Source organism: Pseudomonas sp. NPDC087358 (assembly GCF_044900785.1).
GTDB lineage: Bacteria > Pseudomonadota > Gammaproteobacteria > Pseudomonadales > Pseudomonadaceae > Aquipseudomonas.
Genome location: NZ_JBJDOA010000009.1, coordinates 209,957 through 226,971, shown reverse-complemented (window position 1 = coordinate 226,971; position 17,015 = coordinate 209,957). Strand labels below are relative to the sequence as shown.

Below are 17,015 nucleotides of genomic sequence, written 5' to 3'. Positions count from 1 at the left end.
CGGCCCCCCCGCGGGCAGATGGCGCGCAGGAAGCCCGGACTAATAAGATGGCATTGAAATCCCCCGCGTTTCGTAAAAAATTTCCGTTGCTCGTAACCGGCAGTTTGCTGGCGATGCAACCCCTGGCTACCCAGTACGTGGTTGCAGCCGAACAGTATGACTGCTCGGTGTCGGCAACAGGCGCCTGGGATTGCTCCCCGAAAACCAATGCAGCTCAGTTGCCGCCACGGCCAGTGCACGACGCCAACAGCGTTTCGTCCAGCAGCACGGTGACCGACACCACGACCACCGCCAGCGGTGAAGTGGTGCCCAAGACGATGCTGGTCACCGAAGCCAAGGGCCGCGGCCTGAAGTCGCGCAGCGCAGACTACAGCCATCTGGACTGGGTTCCCCGCGAAAAGCTGACCGCTGCCCAATTGGCAGAGACCGGTCCGTACTGCTCGGGCGCCTATATCGAACCGATTCGCCCTGGCATGGACGACAAGACCGCCAAGAGCGATGCGCCGACATTCATCGGTGCCAAGGCTTCGCGTTACCAGCAGGAAGAACAGATCGCGACCCTGGCCGGTGACGTCGTCATGCGCCAGGGCAGCATGCAGGTAGAAGCTGACGAAGCTGCCCTGCATCAGGCCGAGAACCGTGGCGAACTCAACGGCGATGTCCGCCTGCGCGACAACGGTGCGCTGATCGTCGGCGACCACGCCGAGGTTCAGCTGGACACCGGCGAAGCGAAAGTCGACAACGCCGAGTACGTGCTGCACAAATCCAACGTGCGTGGTAACGCGCTGTACGCTCGTCGTGCAGAAAACGCGATCATCCGCCTCAAGGACGGTACGTACACCACGTGCGAACCGAACAGCAACGCCTGGACGGTGAAGGGCAACAACATCACCCTGAACCCGGCCACCGGCTTCGGTACCGCGACCAACGCCACGCTGCGTGTAAAGGACATCCCGATCCTGTACACGCCGTACATCTACTTCCCGATCGACGACCGTCGCCAGTCCGGCTTCCTGCCACCGACCATCGGTGCCAGCAGCGACACTGGTTTCTCGTTGCTCACCCCGTACTACTTCAACCTGGCGCCGAACTACGACGCCACGTTGTACCCGACGTACATGGCCAAGCGTGGTCTGTTGCTCGAGGGCGAGTTCCGTTACCTGACCAAGAGCAGTGAAGGTCAGTTCGGCGCCGCTTACCTGAACGACGACAACGATGATCGCAAGCTCGAGTCCGACTACAAGGACACCCGCTGGATGATCAACTGGCAGAACCGCAGCGGTCTGGATGAACGACTGACGGCTCATGTCGACTACACCAAGGTCAGTGACCCGTACTACTTCAAGGACCTGAAAAGCGGTCAGGAAGGCGTCAGCACTCACGACTACCTGAATCAGCAAGGCGATCTGACGTACCGCGGCGACACCTACCAGGCGCGCCTGAACGTACAGCAGTATCAGCTGACTACCGTCACCCAGATCACGCCATATGGCCGTCTGCCTCAGCTGACGCTGAACGGCACACTGCCGTTCAACCCGGGCGGCTTCAAGTTCGACTACGAGTCTGAGCTGGTGCGCTTTGATCGTGATCTGCGCGACGGCGACTTCGTTGACGAAGACGGTATTCCGCAAACCCGCCTGGATGAAAACGTCCAGGGTCTTGCGCGTTCCAACGGCGACCGTTTGAATCTGGCACCGTCCATCAGCCTGCCGCTGACCGCCAGCTACGGGTATGTCACGCCGAAGCTGAAGTATGTCTACACCAAATACGATCTGGATCTGGACGGCCAGGGCAAAGCCACCTTGCTGCCTGATGAGAAATTCGACAGTTCCGTTGACCGTTCGGTACCGATCTTCAGCGTCGACAGCGGCCTGTATTTCGATCGCAACACCAACTGGTTCGGCAAGGATTACCGCCAGACTCTGGAACCGCGTCTGTACTACCTCTACGTCCCGGAGAAAGACCAGACCGACATCCCGATCTTCGACAGCGGCGAGACCACGTTCAACTATGCGTCGCTGTTCCGTGACAACCGTTTCGTCGGCTCCGACCGCATCGGCGACGAAAACAAACTGTCGCTGGGCGTGACCAACCGCTGGATCGAAGACAACGGTTTCGAGCGTCAACGCTTCAGCATCGGTCAGGCGCTCTATTTTGCCGACCGCAAGGTGCAGTTGCCTGGCATCAGCTACGAAGACCGCAAGGACGCACAGTCCGACGTCTCTCCGTATGCGCTGGAATACGAATACCGCTTCAACCGCGACTGGCGTGCATCGTCGGACTTCAACTGGGACCCGGACAGCCGCAGCACCCGCTCCGGCAGCGCAATGGTTCACTACCAGCCTGAAGACAACCCCGGCAAGATCATCAACGCCGGCTATCGCTATCGCAACGACCAGGTCCGTTACGACCAGACCACTGGTAAATGGAGCGTTGGCGGCGGCGACTACGGCACTCCGGGTACTCCTGGCTACATCAAGGACTACTACAAGATCCAGCAGCACGACTTCTCGGTCATCTGGCCGGTCGCGCCGCAGTGGAGCGCCATCGGTCGCTGGCAGTTTGACTACAACCGCAACCGTACCCTCGAAGCCTTTGGTGGTTTTGAATATGACAACTGCTGCTGGAAGCTGCGTCTGATCAACCGGTACTGGGTCGACTATGACGAGTCCACTCAAGAGATACCGCAGAACGAGAAAGGCGACCGCGGCGTATTCCTACAAATCGTGTTGAAGGGACTGGGCGGCGTAGTCGGCCAAAAAGTTGAAAGCTTCCTCGACAAAGGCATCCAAGGTTATCGTGAACGTGAAGACCAAGCTTTCTGATTGTCTGCGCCCGCTGATGCTGGGCGCGCTGCTCATGGGTACCGTTGCGCACGCTGAAGTGCGCACCATCGATAAGGTAGTTGCCATCGTCGACAACGACGTGGTCATGCAAAGCCAGCTCGACCAGCGTACCCATGAAGTCCAGCAAACCATCGCCAAGCGCGGGCAGGGCGTTCCTCCTGCCAGCGCTCTGGAGTCACAGGTGCTGGATCGTCTGATCCTGGAAAACCTGCAGCTGCAGATCGGCGAACGCTCCGGCATTCGCATCACCGATGAAGAACTGAACCAGGCCGTCGGCACCATCGCTCAGCGCAACAACATGAGCGTCGAGCAGTTCAAGGGCGCGCTGTCGCACGACGGTCTGTCGTACAACAGCGCACGCGAGCAGATTCGTCGGGAAATGATCATCAGCCGGGTGCGTCAGCGCCGGGTTGCAGAGCGTATCCAGGTGTCGGAGCAGGAAGTGAAAAACTTCCTCGCCTCGGATCTGGGCAAGGCTCAGTTCTCCGAAGAATTCCACTTGGCCAACATCCTGGTCCCTACCCCTGACAGTGCCACCTCGGACCAGATCCAGGCAGCCGCAGTCAAGGCCAAGGATCTTTACGGCAAGCTGCAACAAGGTGCGAACTTCGAGCAGATGGCGATTGCTTCCTCGGCCAGCGAAAGCGCACTGGACGGCGGTGACATGGGCTGGCGTAAAGCCGCTCAGCTGCCGCCCCCGTTCGGCGACATGCTCAGCTCGATGAGCCCCGGCCAGGTCACCCCGCCGGCCCGTACACCGGGTGGTTTCATCATCCTCAAGCTTCTGGAAAAGCGCGGCGGTGAGGCTCAGACCCAGATGCGTGACGAAGTTCATGTGCGTCACATCCTGATCAAGCCAAGCGAAATCCGCGGCGAAGCCGAAACCAAGTTGCTGGCACAGCGCATTTACGATCGTATCCAGAACGGCGAAGACTTCGCTGTGCTGGCGAAGAGCTTCTCTGAAGATCCGGGCTCGGCGCTCAACGGCGGCGACATGAACTGGGTCGACCCCCGCTCCCTGGTGCCGGAGTTCCGCGATGTCATGAACGAAACGCCGCAAGGTGAACTGTCCAAGCCGTTCAAGACTCAGTTTGGCTGGCACGTTCTGGAAGTTCTGGGCCGTCGCGCAACCGACAGCACCAGCCAGGCTCGCGAACAACAGGCCATGACCGTACTGCGTAACCGTAAATACGACGAAGAGCTGCAAACCTGGCTGCGTCAGATTCGCGACGAAGCCTACGTTGAAATCAAGCTGCCTGGCGCCGACCAGGCTACCAAGTGAAACCCCAGCGTTTCGCCCTGACACCCGGCGAGCCAGCCGGCATTGGTCCTGACCTTTGCCTGCTGCTCGCCGCGCAGTCCCAGCCGCACCCCCTGATAGCCATCACCAGTTGCGACCTGCTCAGCGAGCGGGCCGCACAGCTGGGTGTGGCTGTCAGTCTGATTCGTGTCACCCCCGATGCCTGGCCCGACGTGCCGGCACCGGCTGGCAGCCTGTACGTATGGGATACCCCGTTGCAGGCACCGGTGGTCGCCGGGCAACTGAACAAGGCCAACGGCGCGTTCGTGCTGCAAACCCTCACTCGTGCCGGGCAAGGCTGTATCGACGGTGACTTCGCCGGCATGATCACCGCCCCCGTGCACAAGGGTGTGATCAATGAAAGTGGTATCGCTTTCTCCGGCCACACGGAGTTTCTCGCCGAGCTTACCCAGACCGAACAAGTGGTGATGATGCTTGCCACTGGCGACCTGCGCGTGGCGCTGGTGACCACTCACCTGCCCCTTCGCGACATCGCCGACGCCATCACCGCGGATCGAATTGAACGCGTAGCCCGCATCCTGCATGCCGACCTGGTCAACAAGTTCGGCATTGCCCAACCACGCATTCTGGTGTGCGGCCTCAATCCGCATGCGGGCGAAGGCGGTCATCTTGGCCGCGAAGAAATCGACATCATCGAACCCACCTTGGAGCGTCTGCGCAGCGAGGGCCTGGATTTACGCGGCCCGCTGCCCGCCGACACTCTGTTTACCCCCAAATATCTGGAGCACTGCGACGCAGTGTTGGCGATGTACCACGACCAGGGCCTGCCCGTACTCAAGTACAAGGGTTTCGGCGCTGCCGTCAACGTCACCCTTGGCCTGCCGATCATCCGCACCTCCGTGGATCACGGCACTGCACTGGATCTGGCCGGCAGCGGCAAGATCGACACCGGCAGCCTAAAGGTCGCACTGCAAACCGCCTATCAGATGGCCGAGACCCATTCATGACCGAGCAATACCAACACAAGGCGCGCAAGCGTTTTGGCCAGAACTTCCTGCATGACGCTGGCGTCATCGACAAGATCCTGCGCTCGATTCGCGCCAAGCCCGATGACCGCATGCTGGAAATCGGCCCGGGTCAGGGCGCCCTGACCGAAGGCCTCCTGGGCAGCGGCGCGCAGCTGGATGTCGTGGAACTGGACAAGGATCTGGTACCCATCCTCATGCAGCAGTTCGGCAGCCTGCCCAACTTCAGCCTGCATCAGGGCGACGCGCTGAAATTCGACTTCACCAGCCTCAACGCCGCCCCGCACAGCCTGCGGGTGGTTGGCAACCTGCCGTACAACATCTCCACACCGCTGATTTTCCACCTGTTGCAGAACGCCCACCTGATCCGTGACATGCACTTCATGTTGCAGAAAGAAGTCGTGGAGCGTCTGGCAGCCGGTCCGGGTGGCGGTGACTGGGGTCGCCTGTCGATCATGGTCCAGTACCACTGTCGGGTGGAACATCTGTTCAACGTCGGTCCGGGCGCGTTCAATCCGCCCCCTAAAGTCGACTCGGCGATTGTCCGTCTGGTGCCGCATGACACCTTGCCTCACCCGGCCAAGGATCACCGTGTACTCGAGCGCGTCGTCCGTGAAGCCTTCAACCAGCGTCGCAAGACCCTGCGCAATACGCTCAAGGCGCTGCTCACCAGTGAAGAAATCACCGAGTCGGGCGTTGATGGAAGTCTGCGCCCTGAACAGCTCGATCTGGCAGCGTTCGTGCGTCTGGCTGACAAACTCAGCGAGAAACCTGTTGTCGCATAGGTACTCCAGGACATGCACGGGCAAAGCGCCCATTGGTTTTTTACCCGCTACATGTCCTAGACTGGTTGCTTCACCGGGCTTTTCCGGCTTTTTCCGCCCCAGCTTTTAAGGCCTATTGCATGTCCGATCCTCGTTATCAGGTCGACGTCAGCGTCGTTACCCGCTTCCTCGCAGAACAATCACAGCCTGAGCAAAATCGCTTTGCCTTCGCCTACACCGTCACCGTCCACAACAGCGGCGAGCTGGCAGCCAAGCTGTTATCGCGGCACTGGGTGATCACCGACGGCGACGGTCAGGTCGAAGAAGTTCGTGGTGAGGGGGTCGTCGGGCAGCAGCCGCTGATTCAAGCGGGACAAAGCCATACATACAGCAGCGGCACGGTGATGACGACCAAGGTCGGAAACATGCAAGGCACCTACCAGATGCTTGCCGAAGACGGCAAACGCTTCGACGCCGTCATCGCCCCGTTCCGGCTGGCAGTGCCAGGGGCGCTTCACTGATGACGGTTTATGCGGTCGGCGACCTGCAAGGTTGCCTCGAACCCTTGAAATGCCTGCTCCAGCATGTCTCGTTCGAACCTGGCAAAGACAAACTCTGGCTGGTTGGCGATCTGGTCAACCGTGGTCCGCAATCGCTGGAAACCTTGCGCTATCTCTACGCCATGCGCGACTCCATCGTGTGTGTGCTGGGTAACCACGACCTGCATCTGCTGGCGGCCGGGCGCAATATCGAACGACTCAAGAAAGGCGACACCCTTCGGGAAATCCTTGAAGCACCCGATGCCAGCGAACTGCTCGACTGGCTGCGCCAGCAGAAACTCATGCATTACGATGCCCAACGCGATATCGCGCTGGTGCACGCGGGGATCCCGCCGCAATGGACGCTTAAAAAAGCGCTGCGCTGCGCCGAGGAAGTCGAAGAAGCCCTGCGCGATGACAACCTGTTCGAACCGTTTCTCGACGGTATGTACGGCAATGAGCCGTCCAGGTGGGACAAGGATCTGCATGGCGTCACTCGTCTGCGTGTGATCACCAACTACCTGACTCGCATGCGCTTCTGCACCAGCGACGGCAAACTGGACCTCAAGAGCAAGGAAGGTCTGGACAGCGCACCCGCCGGCTATGCGCCGTGGTTCAGCCATAAAGAGCGCAAGACCAAAGGCCTGAACATCATCTTCGGGCACTGGGCGGCGCTTGAAGGGCGCTGCAACGAACCCGGGGTGTATGCCCTTGATACCGGTTGCGTGTGGGGCGGCGCGATGTCGATGCTCAATGTCGACACAAAAGAGCTGATCCGTTGCCAGTGCAACGAAAACGGCATGCCGTCCACGCCAGTGGCGATCGCGCCGGCCAAGGGCGACCAAAGCGCCGCGCGGCGTTAGAATTGTCTTTTTCGTTCTCGACGGCTCGAGAACCCAACGGCCCAGGAGCCCAAGCCATGACCGACTTCAAACGCATCCCGCCGGAGCAGGCCCAGGCCCTGCGTGAACAGGGCGCCGTGCTGGTCGACGTTCGAGACGCACAAACCTTCGCCAGCAATCACATTCCCGACTCGCACCATCTGGATAACCACTCCATTGCTGATTTCATCCGCGCCGCGGACCTCGACAAACCGCTGGTCGTGCTCTGCTATCACGGCAACTCCAGCCAGAGCGCCGCAGCCTATCTTGTAGGACAGGGCTTCTCCGAGGTCTACAGCATGGATGGCGGTTTTGAACTCTGGAAAAACACCTTTCCGGGCGAAACCGCGCAAGGCTGATTCAAAAATATTTTTTCAGTCCGCGACCCCGCGTTCTACGCGGGTTCGCGCCTCCAACTGACGAACGGTCCCCCCCCGTTCACACGCATTCCTTCTTTCTGTGTGCGAATCCGAACTATCCTTAGCCTCAGGCCATCCGAATCAGGGGAGAGCCGGTACACCGGCGCGTGGGTCATCGGTAGCTACTTTTATGGTGTTTGGGGGGTAAATGTCCGCTGAGTGATCAGGGGGCAGCCAGCATCGACTGACGATCCGCCGCCGGCTCTACGTATCGAGCGAGGTGACGTCATGAGTATTTTTAGCCACTTCCAACAACGCTTTGAATCGACACGCCAGGAGGAGTTCTCGCTACAGGAGTACCTTGAGCTCTGCAAACAGGATCGCAGTACATACGCCTCCGCCGCAGAACGCCTTCTGCTGGCCATCGGCGAGCCTGAGCTGCTCGACACCTCGACCAACTCGCGGCTATCGAGAATCTTCTCCAACAAGGTCATTCGGCGCTACCCGGCGTTCGAGGACTTCCATGGCATGGAGGACTGCATCGAGCAAATCGTCTCGTACTTCCGCCACGCCGCTCAGGGCCTGGAAGAGAAGAAACAGATCCTTTACCTGCTCGGCCCTGTGGGCGGCGGCAAGTCGTCCCTGGCTGAAAAACTCAAGCAGCTTGTTGAAAAAGTACCTTTTTACGCCATCAAGGGCTCACCGGTTTTCGAATCGCCCTTGGGTTTGTTCAATCCCACCGAAGACGGGACGATCCTCGAAGAAGACTTCGGCATCCCGCGCCGCTACCTCAATACCATCATGTCGCCCTGGGCGACCAAGCGTCTGGCTGAGTTCGGGGGCGATATCAGCCAGTTCAAGGTGGTGAAACTCTACCCGTCGATCCTCAACCAGATCGCCGTCGCCAAGACCGAACCGGGCGACGAGAACAACCAGGACATTTCGGCGCTGGTGGGTAAAGTCGATATCCGCAAGCTCGAGGAATATCCACAGAACGACGCCGACGCCTACAGCTACTCTGGCGCGCTGTGCCGGGCCAACCAGGGCCTGATGGAATTCGTGGAGATGTTCAAGGCCCCGATCAAGGTCCTGCACCCACTGCTGACCGCTACCCAGGAAGGTAACTACAACAGTACCGAAGGCCTGGGCGCGATTCCGTTCACCGGTATCCTGCTGGCCCACTCCAACGAATCGGAATGGCACAGCTTCCGCAACAACAAGAACAACGAAGCCTTCATCGACCGGATCTACATCGTCAAGGTGCCCTATTGCCTGCGCGTCAGCGATGAAATCAAGATCTATGACAAGCTGCTGTTCAACAGTTCTCTGGCCAAAGCGCACTGCGCCCCCGACACCCTGAAGATGCTTGCCCAGTTCACCGTACTCTCGCGCCTCAAAGAACCGGATAACTCCAACATCTATTCGAAAATGCGGGTCTACGACGGCGAGAACCTCAAGGACACCGATCCAAAGGCCAAGTCGATCCAGGAATACCGCGACACCGCCGGTGTCGATGAAGGCATGAACGGCCTGTCTACCCGCTTCGCGTTCAAGATCCTGTCGAAGGTCTTCAACTTCGACCCGCATGAAATTGCCGCCAACCCGGTGCATCTTCTGTATGTCCTTGAGCAGCAGATCGAGCAGGAGCAATTCCAGGCTGAAACCCGCGAGCGTTATCTGCGCTTCATCAAGGAGTACATGGCGCCACGCTACATCGAGTTCATCGGCAAGGAGATCCAGACCGCCTACCTGGAGTCCTACAGCGAGTACGGGCAGAACATTTTCGACCGTTACGTGCTGTATGCAGACTTCTGGATTCAGGATCAGGAATACCGCGATCCAGAGACCGGCGAGATCCTCAACCGTGTGGCTCTGAACGAGGAACTGGAAAAGATCGAAAAACCGGCCGGCATCAGCAACCCGAAAGATTTCCGCAACGAGATCGTCAACTTCGTGCTGCGCGCCCGAGCCAACAACAATGGCAAGAACCCGACCTGGCTCAGCTACGAGAAGCTGCGGGTGGTGATCGAGAAGAAGATGTTCTCCAACACCGAGGACCTGCTGCCGGTTATCAGCTTCAACGCCAAGGCCAGCAAAGAGGATCAACAGAAACACAACGACTTCGTCACCCGAATGGTCGAGCGGGGCTACACCGACAAACAGGTACGCCTGCTCTCCGAGTGGTACCTGCGCGTCAGGAAGTCCCAATGAAGCAGCTGTGAGCTACAAGCTTCAAGCGGCAAGCTGAGCTGGGCAGCCTTCTGTGCATGCCCCGGTCCAGCTTGCAGCTTTTAGCTGTTCTTTACTTGTAGCTGCCCGGAGGGCCTATGAGCTATGTGATCGACCGACGTCTCAATGGCAAGAACAAGAGCACGGTAAATCGGCAGCGCTTTCTGCGTCGTTACCGAGACCACATCAAAAAGGCAGTCGAAGAAGCGGTCAGTCGCCGCTCCATCACTGACATGGAACACGGCGAGCAAATCAGCATTCCCGGTCGCGATATCGACGAACCGGTGCTTCACCATGGGCGCGGCGGCAAACAGACCGTCGTCCACCCCGGCAACAAGGAATTCACCTCCGGTGAACATATCGCCCGTCCACAAGGTGGCGGCGGTGGCAAGGGGCCTGGCAAGGCTAGCAACTCCGGCGAAGGCATGGATGAGTTCGTGTTCCAGATCACCCAGGAAGAATTCCTCGAATTCATGTTCGAAGACCTCGAACTGCCCAATCTGGTCAAGCGCAACCTGAGCGGCACCGACACCTTCAAGACCGTTCGCGCGGGCATCAGCAACGAAGGCAATCCCTCGCGTATCAATATCATCCGCACCCTACGCTCTGCCCACGCGAGGCGTATCGCGCTGTCCGGCAGCAGCCGGGCCAAACTGCGAGAAATCCAGGCCGAACTCGAGCGCATGAAACGCGAGGAGCCTGACAATTTCGGCGATATCCAGGAGCTGGAAATAGAAGCCGAACGCCTGCAGGCGCGTATCCGCCGCGTGCCTTACCTGGACACCTTCGACCTCAAATACAACCTGTTGGTCAAACAGCCCAACCCCAGTTCCAAGGCCGTCATGTTCTGCCTGATGGACGTTTCCGGCTCCATGACCCAGGCGACCAAGGACATCGCCAAACGCTTCTTCATCCTGCTTTACCTGTTTCTGAAGCGTAATTACGACAAGATCGAGGTGGTGTTCATCCGCCACCACACCAGTGCCCGGGAGGTCGACGAGGAAGAGTTTTTCTATTCACGCGAAACCGGCGGCACCATCGTCTCCAGCGCCCTGAAGCTGATGCAGGAGATCATGGCTGAGCGCTACCCAACCAATGAATGGAATATCTACGCAGCGCAGGCTTCGGACGGTGACAACTGGAACGATGATTCGCCGATCTGCCGCGACATTCTGATCAAGCAAATCATGCCTTTTGTGCAGTACTACACCTACGTCGAGATCACTCCACGTGAGCATCAGGCGCTGTGGTTCGAATATGAGCGCATCGGCGAGGCATTCGCCGACACGTTTGCCCAGCAGCAGCTGGTTTCTGCCGGTGACATTTATCCGGTATTCCGTGAACTCTTCCAGCGCAGGTTAGTGACATGACCGGTAGAGAGCAGAAACGCCAACCCTTATCCACGGGTTCAGAGTGGACGTTCGAACTGATCCAGGCCTATGACCGGGAGATCAGCCGCATCGCCGAGCGTTATGCCCTGGACACTTACCCCAATCAGATCGAGGTGATCACCGCCGAGCAGATGATGGACGCCTATGCGTCGGTCGGCATGCCGCTGGGTTATCACCACTGGTCCTACGGAAAACATTTCCTCAGCACCGAAAAATCCTACTCACGTGGGCAGATGGGTCTGGCGTACGAGATCGTCATCAACTCCGACCCATGTATCGCCTATCTGATGGAAGAAAACACCATCTGCATGCAGGCATTGGTCGTGGCACACGCCTGCTATGGCCATAACAGCTTTTTCAAGGGTAATTACCTGTTTCGCACCTGGACCGATGCCAGCTCGATCATCGACTACCTGGTCTTCGCCAAGCAGTACATCATGCAATGCGAGGAGCGCCACGGTATCGATGCCGTCGAGGACCTGCTCGACTCCTGCCATGCGCTCATGAACTACGGCGTCGACCGGTATAAACGGCCCTACCCTATTTCGGCCGAGGAAGAACGCCGCCGTCAGAAAGATCGCGAAGAACACCTGCAAAAACAGATCAACGATCTGTGGCGGACCATTCCGAAAAACACTAGCAAGAACGACAAGGAGGACAACGCGCGCTTCCCTGCCGAACCCCAGGAAAACATCCTGTATTTCATTGAAAAGCATGCACCTTTGCTGGAACCGTGGCAGCGTGAAGTGGTGCGCATCGTGCGCAAGATCGCCCAGTATTTCTATCCACAACGCCAGACCCAGGTCATGAATGAAGGCTGGGCAACCTTCTGGCATTACACGTTGATGAATGACCTGTATGACGAAGGCCTGGTGACTGACGGATTCATGCTCGAATTTCTCCAGTCCCACACCAGCGTCGTGTTTCAGCCTGGCTTCGACAGCCCTTACTACAGCGGCATCAACCCCTATACCCTGGGTTTCGCGATGTACCAGGACATTCGGCGGATGTGCGAACACCCCACCGAGGAAGATCACCTCTGGTTTCCGGACCTCGCCGGTACCGACTGGCTGACGGCGGTCAAGTTTGCGATGAGCAGCTTCAAGGACGAGAGTTTCATCCTGCAGTACCTGTCACCCAAAGTGATCAGGGATCTCAAGCTGTTCAGCATTCTGGATGACGATCAAAAAGACGATCTGCTGGTTCCTGCCATCCATGACGAACCCGGCTACAAGATCATCCGCGAAACCCTCGCCGCGCAGTACAACCTGGGCAACCGCGAGCCCAACGTGCAGATTTACAGCATCGATCGCCGCGGGGATCGCTCACTGACCCTGCGGCACCAGCAACATGACCGCAAACCTCTGGGCGACTCGACCGACGAAGTATTGAAACACCTGCACCGCCTATGGGGTTTCGACATCCATCTTGAGACGCTGCAAGGCGATCAAGTCATGAAAACTCACCATGTGCCACCGAGAAGCGAACACGCTGACAGTGAATATCCCAGGCTCGACTTGGCCGTCGTTCATCTATAAGACATAAAGCCCCTCCGCAAGCACGACGTAAGGTTTATCCTGTCGCGCTTACGGAGGTTCTTTCTATGCAGATCTATAAAGTTGGCGGCGCTGTGCGCGATCGCCTGCTTGGTAAACCGGTCGCTGACACCGACTGGGTAGTGGTCGGCGCGTCCACCGATGACATGCTGATCAAGGGCTATCGCCCGGTCGGCACGGACTTCCCGGTGTTTCTGCACCCGCTGACTGGCGAGGAATACGCGCTGGCGCGCACCGAGCGCAAAACTGGGCGCGGGTATGGCGGCTTCGTGTTTCACGCCTCTCCTGACGTAACACTTGAACAAGACCTGATCCGTCGCGACCTCACCATCAACGCCATCGCCGAAGACAAAGACGGCCATCTGACCGATCCCTACCATGGCCAGCGCGATCTTGAGTTGCGGATTTTACGCCATGTTTCGCCGGCATTCGCCGAAGATCCCCTTCGTGTCCTTCGTGTTGCGCGATTCGCCGCTCGTTATGCCTCAGACGGTTTCACCATTGCCCCTGAAACCCTGGACCTGATGCGACAGCTCAGCGGCTCAGGCGAACTGCAAGCGTTGACACCGGAACGCAGCTGGAAAGAAATTTCCCGCGCGCTGATGGAGCGCGAACCGCAGGTGTTCATCGAAGTGCTGCGTGACTGCGGTGCGCTCGAGGTACTGATGCCGGAGATCTATACCTTGTTCGGGGTGCCGCAGCCTGAGGCTCACCATCCGGAGATTGATACCGGTCTGCATGTGTTGAGCGTCCTGCAACAGGCGGCGATTCATCGCCAGCCGTTGAGCGTGCGCTGGGCGTGTCTGCTCCACGACTTGGGCAAGGGGCTCACGCCGGAGGAAGAATGGCCCAGGCACATTGCCCACGAGCACCGGGGCCTGAAGGCGATCAAGGCAGTCAACCTGCGCTTCAAGGTGCCCAGGGATTGTCAGGAACTGGCGCTGTTGGTCGGTCAATACCACACGCATGGCCATCGCGCGCTGGAGTTGAAGCCATCGACGCTGCTCGAGTTGCTGCAAAGCTTTGACGTGTACCGCCGTCCGCAACGATTCGAGGAATTCATCGTCGCCTGCGAAATGGATGCCCGTGGTCGCAAGGGTTTCGAGGATCGCAGCTATCCACAGGCCCAATACCTGCGCGGCGCTGCCGAAGCCGCCCGACAGGTCGCCGTGCAACCCCTGCTGGACAAGGGTTATCAGGGGCAGGAACTGGGGGAGGCGCTCAAGCGCGAGCGGCTGGACACACTGATGGTGTACAAGGCGTCGTATCAGATGTGAAGTGAACACAACCCTGTAGAAGTGAGCTTGCTCGCGATTGGTTTCGTCAGCCAATGCTGCGTTAACTGGCGCAAAGCAATCGCAAGCAAGCTAACGCCTACACAGGACCGACCTGGAGCAAGGATACAGGGGTCAACTGCTGCCCCCGCCATTCAAACGTCACGGGCCAGAGCTGCTGGTCGATACTGGCCTCCGCCCACAGCCGGGCAAACGGGATACGGACACCCGGGTGCAGGCGCTCAGGGGCAATCAGTGACAGCGGCCACAGCACGAACGCATTCTTGAGGATTTCGGCGCGAGGCAGGATCAGGCCGTCGAAATCACCCACCTGCTCGCCATACAGCAGCACGTCGATATCCAGGGGCAAGCCCTTGCGATCCGGGGCGTAGCGACCGTTATCGGCTTCGATGAATTTCAATCGGCGATCCAGCTCCATGAGCGGCAGATCGGTCAGGGCGCAGACCACCAGATTGAAAAACGGCCCGCTTTTGATACCCACCGGGTGACTTTCAAATACCGGCGAACAGGTCATGTCGGTCAGAAAGCCAGCCAGCGCGTCGAGTCCGGCGCACAGGTGCTGATGCCGGTCGATATTGCTCCCCAGGCCCAGGAAAATCCGTGTCAGCGACATCCGCGCTCAATCTCCACACCCACGCCCCTGGCCGCGGGTACGGCTCCCGGCTTGGTCAGTTTGAGGTGCAGCCAGGGAATACCGAATTCACTCATCAGCACTTCGGCCAGACGCTCGGCGAAGGTTTCAACCAGCTGGAATCGGGAGACTTCGGCGAACGCCTGGATGCGTGCGCTGACGCTGGCGTAGTCCAGAGCCTTGCTCAGATCATCCCCGGCCGCGGCGGGCCGATTGTCCCAGGCAAAAGTCAGGTCCAGACGCAGGCATTGGCGAATGCCACGCTCCCAGTCGTAGGCGCCGATAACCGTATCGACCTCCAGACCCTCAATGAAAACTCTGTCCAAGCCTTTCTCTCCGTTGCACGACAAGGGCGCGATGCGCCGTTAGAATCAAGGCATCCCCGCCCGGAATGGTTAGCATGTTTTGGTTAATGGCGATCCTCGCCTACCTGCTCGGCTCGCTGTCCTTCGCCATCCTGCTCAGCCGCATCGCCGGCAGTCCGGACCCGCGCGCCAGTGGCTCAGGCAACGCAGGCGCAACCAACATGCTGCGCCTGGCCGGCAAGAAGCTCGCTATCCTGACCCTCATTGGCGATGTCTGCAAAGGGTTGATCCCGGTACTGATAGCCAGTTGGATAGGGCTCGACCTGCGACAGCAAGCCTGGATCGGGCTTTGTGCGGTGCTCGGCCATCTGTTTCCGCTGTATTTTCGCTTCCGCGGTGGCAAGGGCGTCGCGACCGCCGCCGGCATGCTCCTGGCCCTGTACCCGCCCGCGGCCATGCTGGCAATCACTGCCTGGCTGCTCACGTTCTACCTGACCCGTACCAGCTCGCTCGCCTCACTGATCGCCACGCCACTGATTCTGCCGCTACTGGCCTGGCAAGCGCCTCATGTACTACTGCCCGTGAGCCTTCTGACGCTGCTGATCGTCTGGCGGCATCGCGGCAATCTACGCGACCTGTTTGCCGGGCGCGAACGGCATTTCTGAATGCATAAGGTGAAAAAGGCTCATTCGAGCCTTTTTCACAGACAAAACACTACCTACAGCCCCGGCAAATGCTCCATCGGCCAGCGCGCCTGGACACTGATGCTCAGGCTTTCCTTCTGGCCTGCCTGCAGACGCTGACAGCCTGCAAAAGCGATCATGGCCCCGTTGTCGGTGCAAAACTCGGGGCGTGCATAGTAGACATTGCCCCCCAGGCCGCCGAGCATCTGCTCCAGGGAATGACGCAGCGCCTTGTTCGCACTTACGCCACCGGCGATCACCAGACGCTTGAGGCCAGTCTGCTTCAACGCTCGCTTGCACTTGATCGTCAGAGTCTCCACCACCGCTTGCTGGAAGGCCAGCGCGATGTCGCAACGGGTCTGGTCGCTGTCGTCCCCAGCGCTCTGGCATTGCTGCCAGGTGTTCAGGGAGAAGGTCTTGAGGCCACTGAAACTGAAATCCAGGCCCGGGCGATCAGTCATCGGCCGCGGAAAGGTAAAACGCCCCGGCACGCCGCTGAGGGCCATGCGTGAAATCTCCGGCCCACCCGGATAATTGAGCCCCATCATCTTGGCGGTCTTGTCGAATGCCTCACCGGCTGCATCATCGAGCGTCTCGCCCAGCAGCTCATACAGACCGATGCCATCGACACGAACCAGCTGCGTATGCCCACCGGAAACCAACAAAGCGACGAACGGAAACTGCGGTGGTTGTGCCTCCAGCATCGGCGCCAACAAGTGGCCTTCCATGTGGTGCACGCCGAGCGCTGGAATGTCCCAGGCGAAGGCCAGCGCCTGCGCGCAGGAAGCACCCACCAGCAGAGCACCGACAAGGCCCGGACCCGCTGTATAAGCGATGGCATCGATCTCGGTCGCGGCACAGTCGGCCTCGGCCAACACCTGACGGATCAAGGGCAGCATGCGTTTGACGTGGTCGCGAGAGGCAAGCTCCGGGACCACGCCGCCATAGACGCGATGCTGCTCGATCTGGCTGAACAATGCATCGGCGAGCAGACCGCGCTCGCTGTCGTAAAGCGCAACGCCGGTCTCGTCGCAGGAGGTTTCCAAACCCAGTACTAGCATGGGGTACGCCTTGTAGAGGCCAAATTCGAAGGCGCGCATAATAGTCGCCGCTCATGCCTGCGACCAGCGGTTTTCGATCAGAGGCTTTGCATTCCTCGCAACTAGGGGTTAACATCCGCAACCCTTAAAAACCGACGTACTTAGTGCAAGCGTTGCACGAGGCGTTGACCCCGGTAATGAATGAAGGTA

At 59.1% G+C, this 17,015-nt stretch carries 15 protein-coding genes; 12 read left to right on the top strand and 3 right to left on the bottom strand.

The features are described from left to right. The first annotated feature begins 47 nt into the window (after positions 1-47). From ACI2KS_RS21195 to ACI2KS_RS21145, 11 genes are all read left to right on the top strand, one after another. On the top strand, positions 48-2,825 hold the full coding sequence (locus ACI2KS_RS21195) for an LPS-assembly protein LptD (protein ID WP_404622957.1): 2,778 nt from the start codon (positions 48-50) through the stop codon (positions 2,823-2,825). After that, positions 2,806-4,128: a peptidylprolyl isomerase gene (locus ACI2KS_RS21190; protein ID WP_404622956.1), complete on the top strand. Its 1,323-nt coding sequence runs from the start codon at positions 2,806-2,808 to the stop codon at positions 4,126-4,128. The genes ACI2KS_RS21195 and ACI2KS_RS21190 overlap by 20 nt, the downstream gene beginning before the upstream one ends. Next, a complete protein-coding gene (gene pdxA, locus ACI2KS_RS21185) occupies positions 4,125-5,114 on the top strand; it encodes a 4-hydroxythreonine-4-phosphate dehydrogenase PdxA (protein WP_404622955.1) in 990 nt (329 codons plus the stop codon). The genes ACI2KS_RS21190 and pdxA overlap by 4 nt, the downstream gene beginning before the upstream one ends. After that, positions 5,111-5,917, top strand: coding sequence for a 16S rRNA (adenine(1518)-N(6)/adenine(1519)-N(6))-dimethyltransferase RsmA (rsmA, locus tag ACI2KS_RS21180; protein ID WP_404622954.1), 807 nt, complete (start codon positions 5,111-5,113; stop codon positions 5,915-5,917). The genes pdxA and rsmA overlap by 4 nt, the downstream gene beginning before the upstream one ends. A gap of 119 nt (positions 5,918-6,036) precedes the next feature. Next, entirely contained in the window at positions 6,037-6,417 is a 381-nt protein-coding gene (gene apaG / locus ACI2KS_RS21175) for a Co2+/Mg2+ efflux protein ApaG (RefSeq protein WP_404622953.1), read from the top strand. Then, positions 6,417-7,298 (top strand): symmetrical bis(5'-nucleosyl)-tetraphosphatase, encoded by an 882-nt coding sequence (locus ACI2KS_RS21170; RefSeq protein ID WP_404622952.1) that lies wholly within the window; start codon positions 6,417-6,419, stop codon positions 7,296-7,298. The genes apaG and ACI2KS_RS21170 overlap by 1 nt, the downstream gene beginning before the upstream one ends. Before the next feature lie 56 nt (positions 7,299-7,354). After that, a complete protein-coding gene (gene glpE, locus ACI2KS_RS21165; RefSeq protein ID WP_404622951.1) occupies positions 7,355-7,675 on the top strand; it encodes a thiosulfate sulfurtransferase GlpE in 321 nt (106 codons plus the stop codon). 288 nt (positions 7,676-7,963) lie between these two features. Continuing rightward, the gene (locus ACI2KS_RS21160; RefSeq protein ID WP_404622950.1) at positions 7,964-9,886 is read left to right on the top strand and encodes a PrkA family serine protein kinase; all 1,923 of its coding nucleotides are present in this window, start codon (positions 7,964-7,966) and stop codon (positions 9,884-9,886) included. A 116-nt stretch (positions 9,887-10,002) separates the two neighbouring features. Beyond that, positions 10,003-11,274, top strand: coding sequence for a YeaH/YhbH family protein (locus ACI2KS_RS21155; RefSeq protein ID WP_404622949.1), 1,272 nt, complete (start codon positions 10,003-10,005; stop codon positions 11,272-11,274). Next, positions 11,271-12,833 (top strand): SpoVR family protein, encoded by a 1,563-nt coding sequence (locus ACI2KS_RS21150; RefSeq protein ID WP_404622948.1) that lies wholly within the window; start codon positions 11,271-11,273, stop codon positions 12,831-12,833. The genes ACI2KS_RS21155 and ACI2KS_RS21150 overlap by 4 nt, the downstream gene beginning before the upstream one ends. 65 nt (positions 12,834-12,898) lie before the next feature. Further along, the gene (locus ACI2KS_RS21145; protein WP_404622947.1) at positions 12,899-14,128 is read left to right on the top strand and encodes a multifunctional CCA addition/repair protein; all 1,230 of its coding nucleotides are present in this window, start codon (positions 12,899-12,901) and stop codon (positions 14,126-14,128) included. Between the two features lie 97 nt (positions 14,129-14,225). On the opposite strand, the gene folK is transcribed toward ACI2KS_RS21145, so the two are convergent. After that, a complete protein-coding gene (gene folK, locus ACI2KS_RS21140; protein ID WP_404622946.1) occupies positions 14,226-14,759 on the bottom strand; it encodes a 2-amino-4-hydroxy-6-hydroxymethyldihydropteridine diphosphokinase in 534 nt (177 codons plus the stop codon). Continuing rightward, positions 14,750-15,103, bottom strand: coding sequence for a dihydroneopterin aldolase (gene folB, locus ACI2KS_RS21135; RefSeq protein WP_404622945.1), 354 nt, complete (start codon positions 15,101-15,103; stop codon positions 14,750-14,752). The genes folK and folB overlap by 10 nt, the downstream gene beginning before the upstream one ends. A gap of 74 nt (positions 15,104-15,177) precedes the next feature. Here folB and plsY point away from each other — a divergent pair, with 74 nt between their 5' ends. Then, positions 15,178-15,747, top strand: a complete 570-nt coding sequence (gene plsY, locus ACI2KS_RS21130; protein ID WP_404622944.1) for a glycerol-3-phosphate 1-O-acyltransferase PlsY — start codon at positions 15,178-15,180, stop codon at positions 15,745-15,747. Positions 15,748-15,800: 53 nt separating this feature from the next. Here the strand turns inward: plsY and tsaD are convergent, their stop codons facing one another. Then, complete coding sequence (gene tsaD / locus ACI2KS_RS21125) at positions 15,801-16,826, bottom strand: tRNA (adenosine(37)-N6)-threonylcarbamoyltransferase complex transferase subunit TsaD (protein ID WP_404622943.1); 1,026 nt, start codon at positions 16,824-16,826, stop codon at positions 15,801-15,803. Positions 16,827-17,015 lie beyond the last annotated feature (189 nt).

Excerpts from the sequence above, each read along its gene's own strand:
- plsY (WP_404622944.1), top strand. The coding sequence starts at position 15,178 with ATGTTTTGGTTAATGGCGATCCTCGCCTACCTGCTCGGCTCGCTGTCC.
- ACI2KS_RS21145 (WP_404622947.1), top strand. The coding sequence starts at position 12,899 with ATGCAGATCTATAAAGTTGGCGGCGCTGTGCGCGATCGCCTGCTTGGT.
- folK (WP_404622946.1), bottom strand. The coding sequence starts at position 14,759 with ATGTCGCTGACACGGATTTTCCTGGGCCTGGGGAGCAATATCGACCGG.
- glpE (WP_404622951.1), top strand. The coding sequence starts at position 7,355 with ATGACCGACTTCAAACGCATCCCGCCGGAGCAGGCCCAGGCCCTGCGT.
- ACI2KS_RS21150 (WP_404622948.1), top strand. The coding sequence starts at position 11,271 with ATGACCGGTAGAGAGCAGAAACGCCAACCCTTATCCACGGGTTCAGAG.
- rsmA (WP_404622954.1), top strand. The coding sequence starts at position 5,111 with ATGACCGAGCAATACCAACACAAGGCGCGCAAGCGTTTTGGCCAGAAC.
- tsaD (WP_404622943.1), bottom strand. The coding sequence starts at position 16,826 with ATGCTAGTACTGGGTTTGGAAACCTCCTGCGACGAGACCGGCGTTGCG.
- ACI2KS_RS21195 (WP_404622957.1), top strand. The coding sequence starts at position 48 with ATGGCATTGAAATCCCCCGCGTTTCGTAAAAAATTTCCGTTGCTCGTA.
- ACI2KS_RS21155 (WP_404622949.1), top strand. The coding sequence starts at position 10,003 with ATGAGCTATGTGATCGACCGACGTCTCAATGGCAAGAACAAGAGCACG.
- apaG (WP_404622953.1), top strand. The coding sequence starts at position 6,037 with ATGTCCGATCCTCGTTATCAGGTCGACGTCAGCGTCGTTACCCGCTTC.
- ACI2KS_RS21170 (WP_404622952.1), top strand. The coding sequence starts at position 6,417 with ATGACGGTTTATGCGGTCGGCGACCTGCAAGGTTGCCTCGAACCCTTG.
- ACI2KS_RS21160 (WP_404622950.1), top strand. The coding sequence starts at position 7,964 with ATGAGTATTTTTAGCCACTTCCAACAACGCTTTGAATCGACACGCCAG.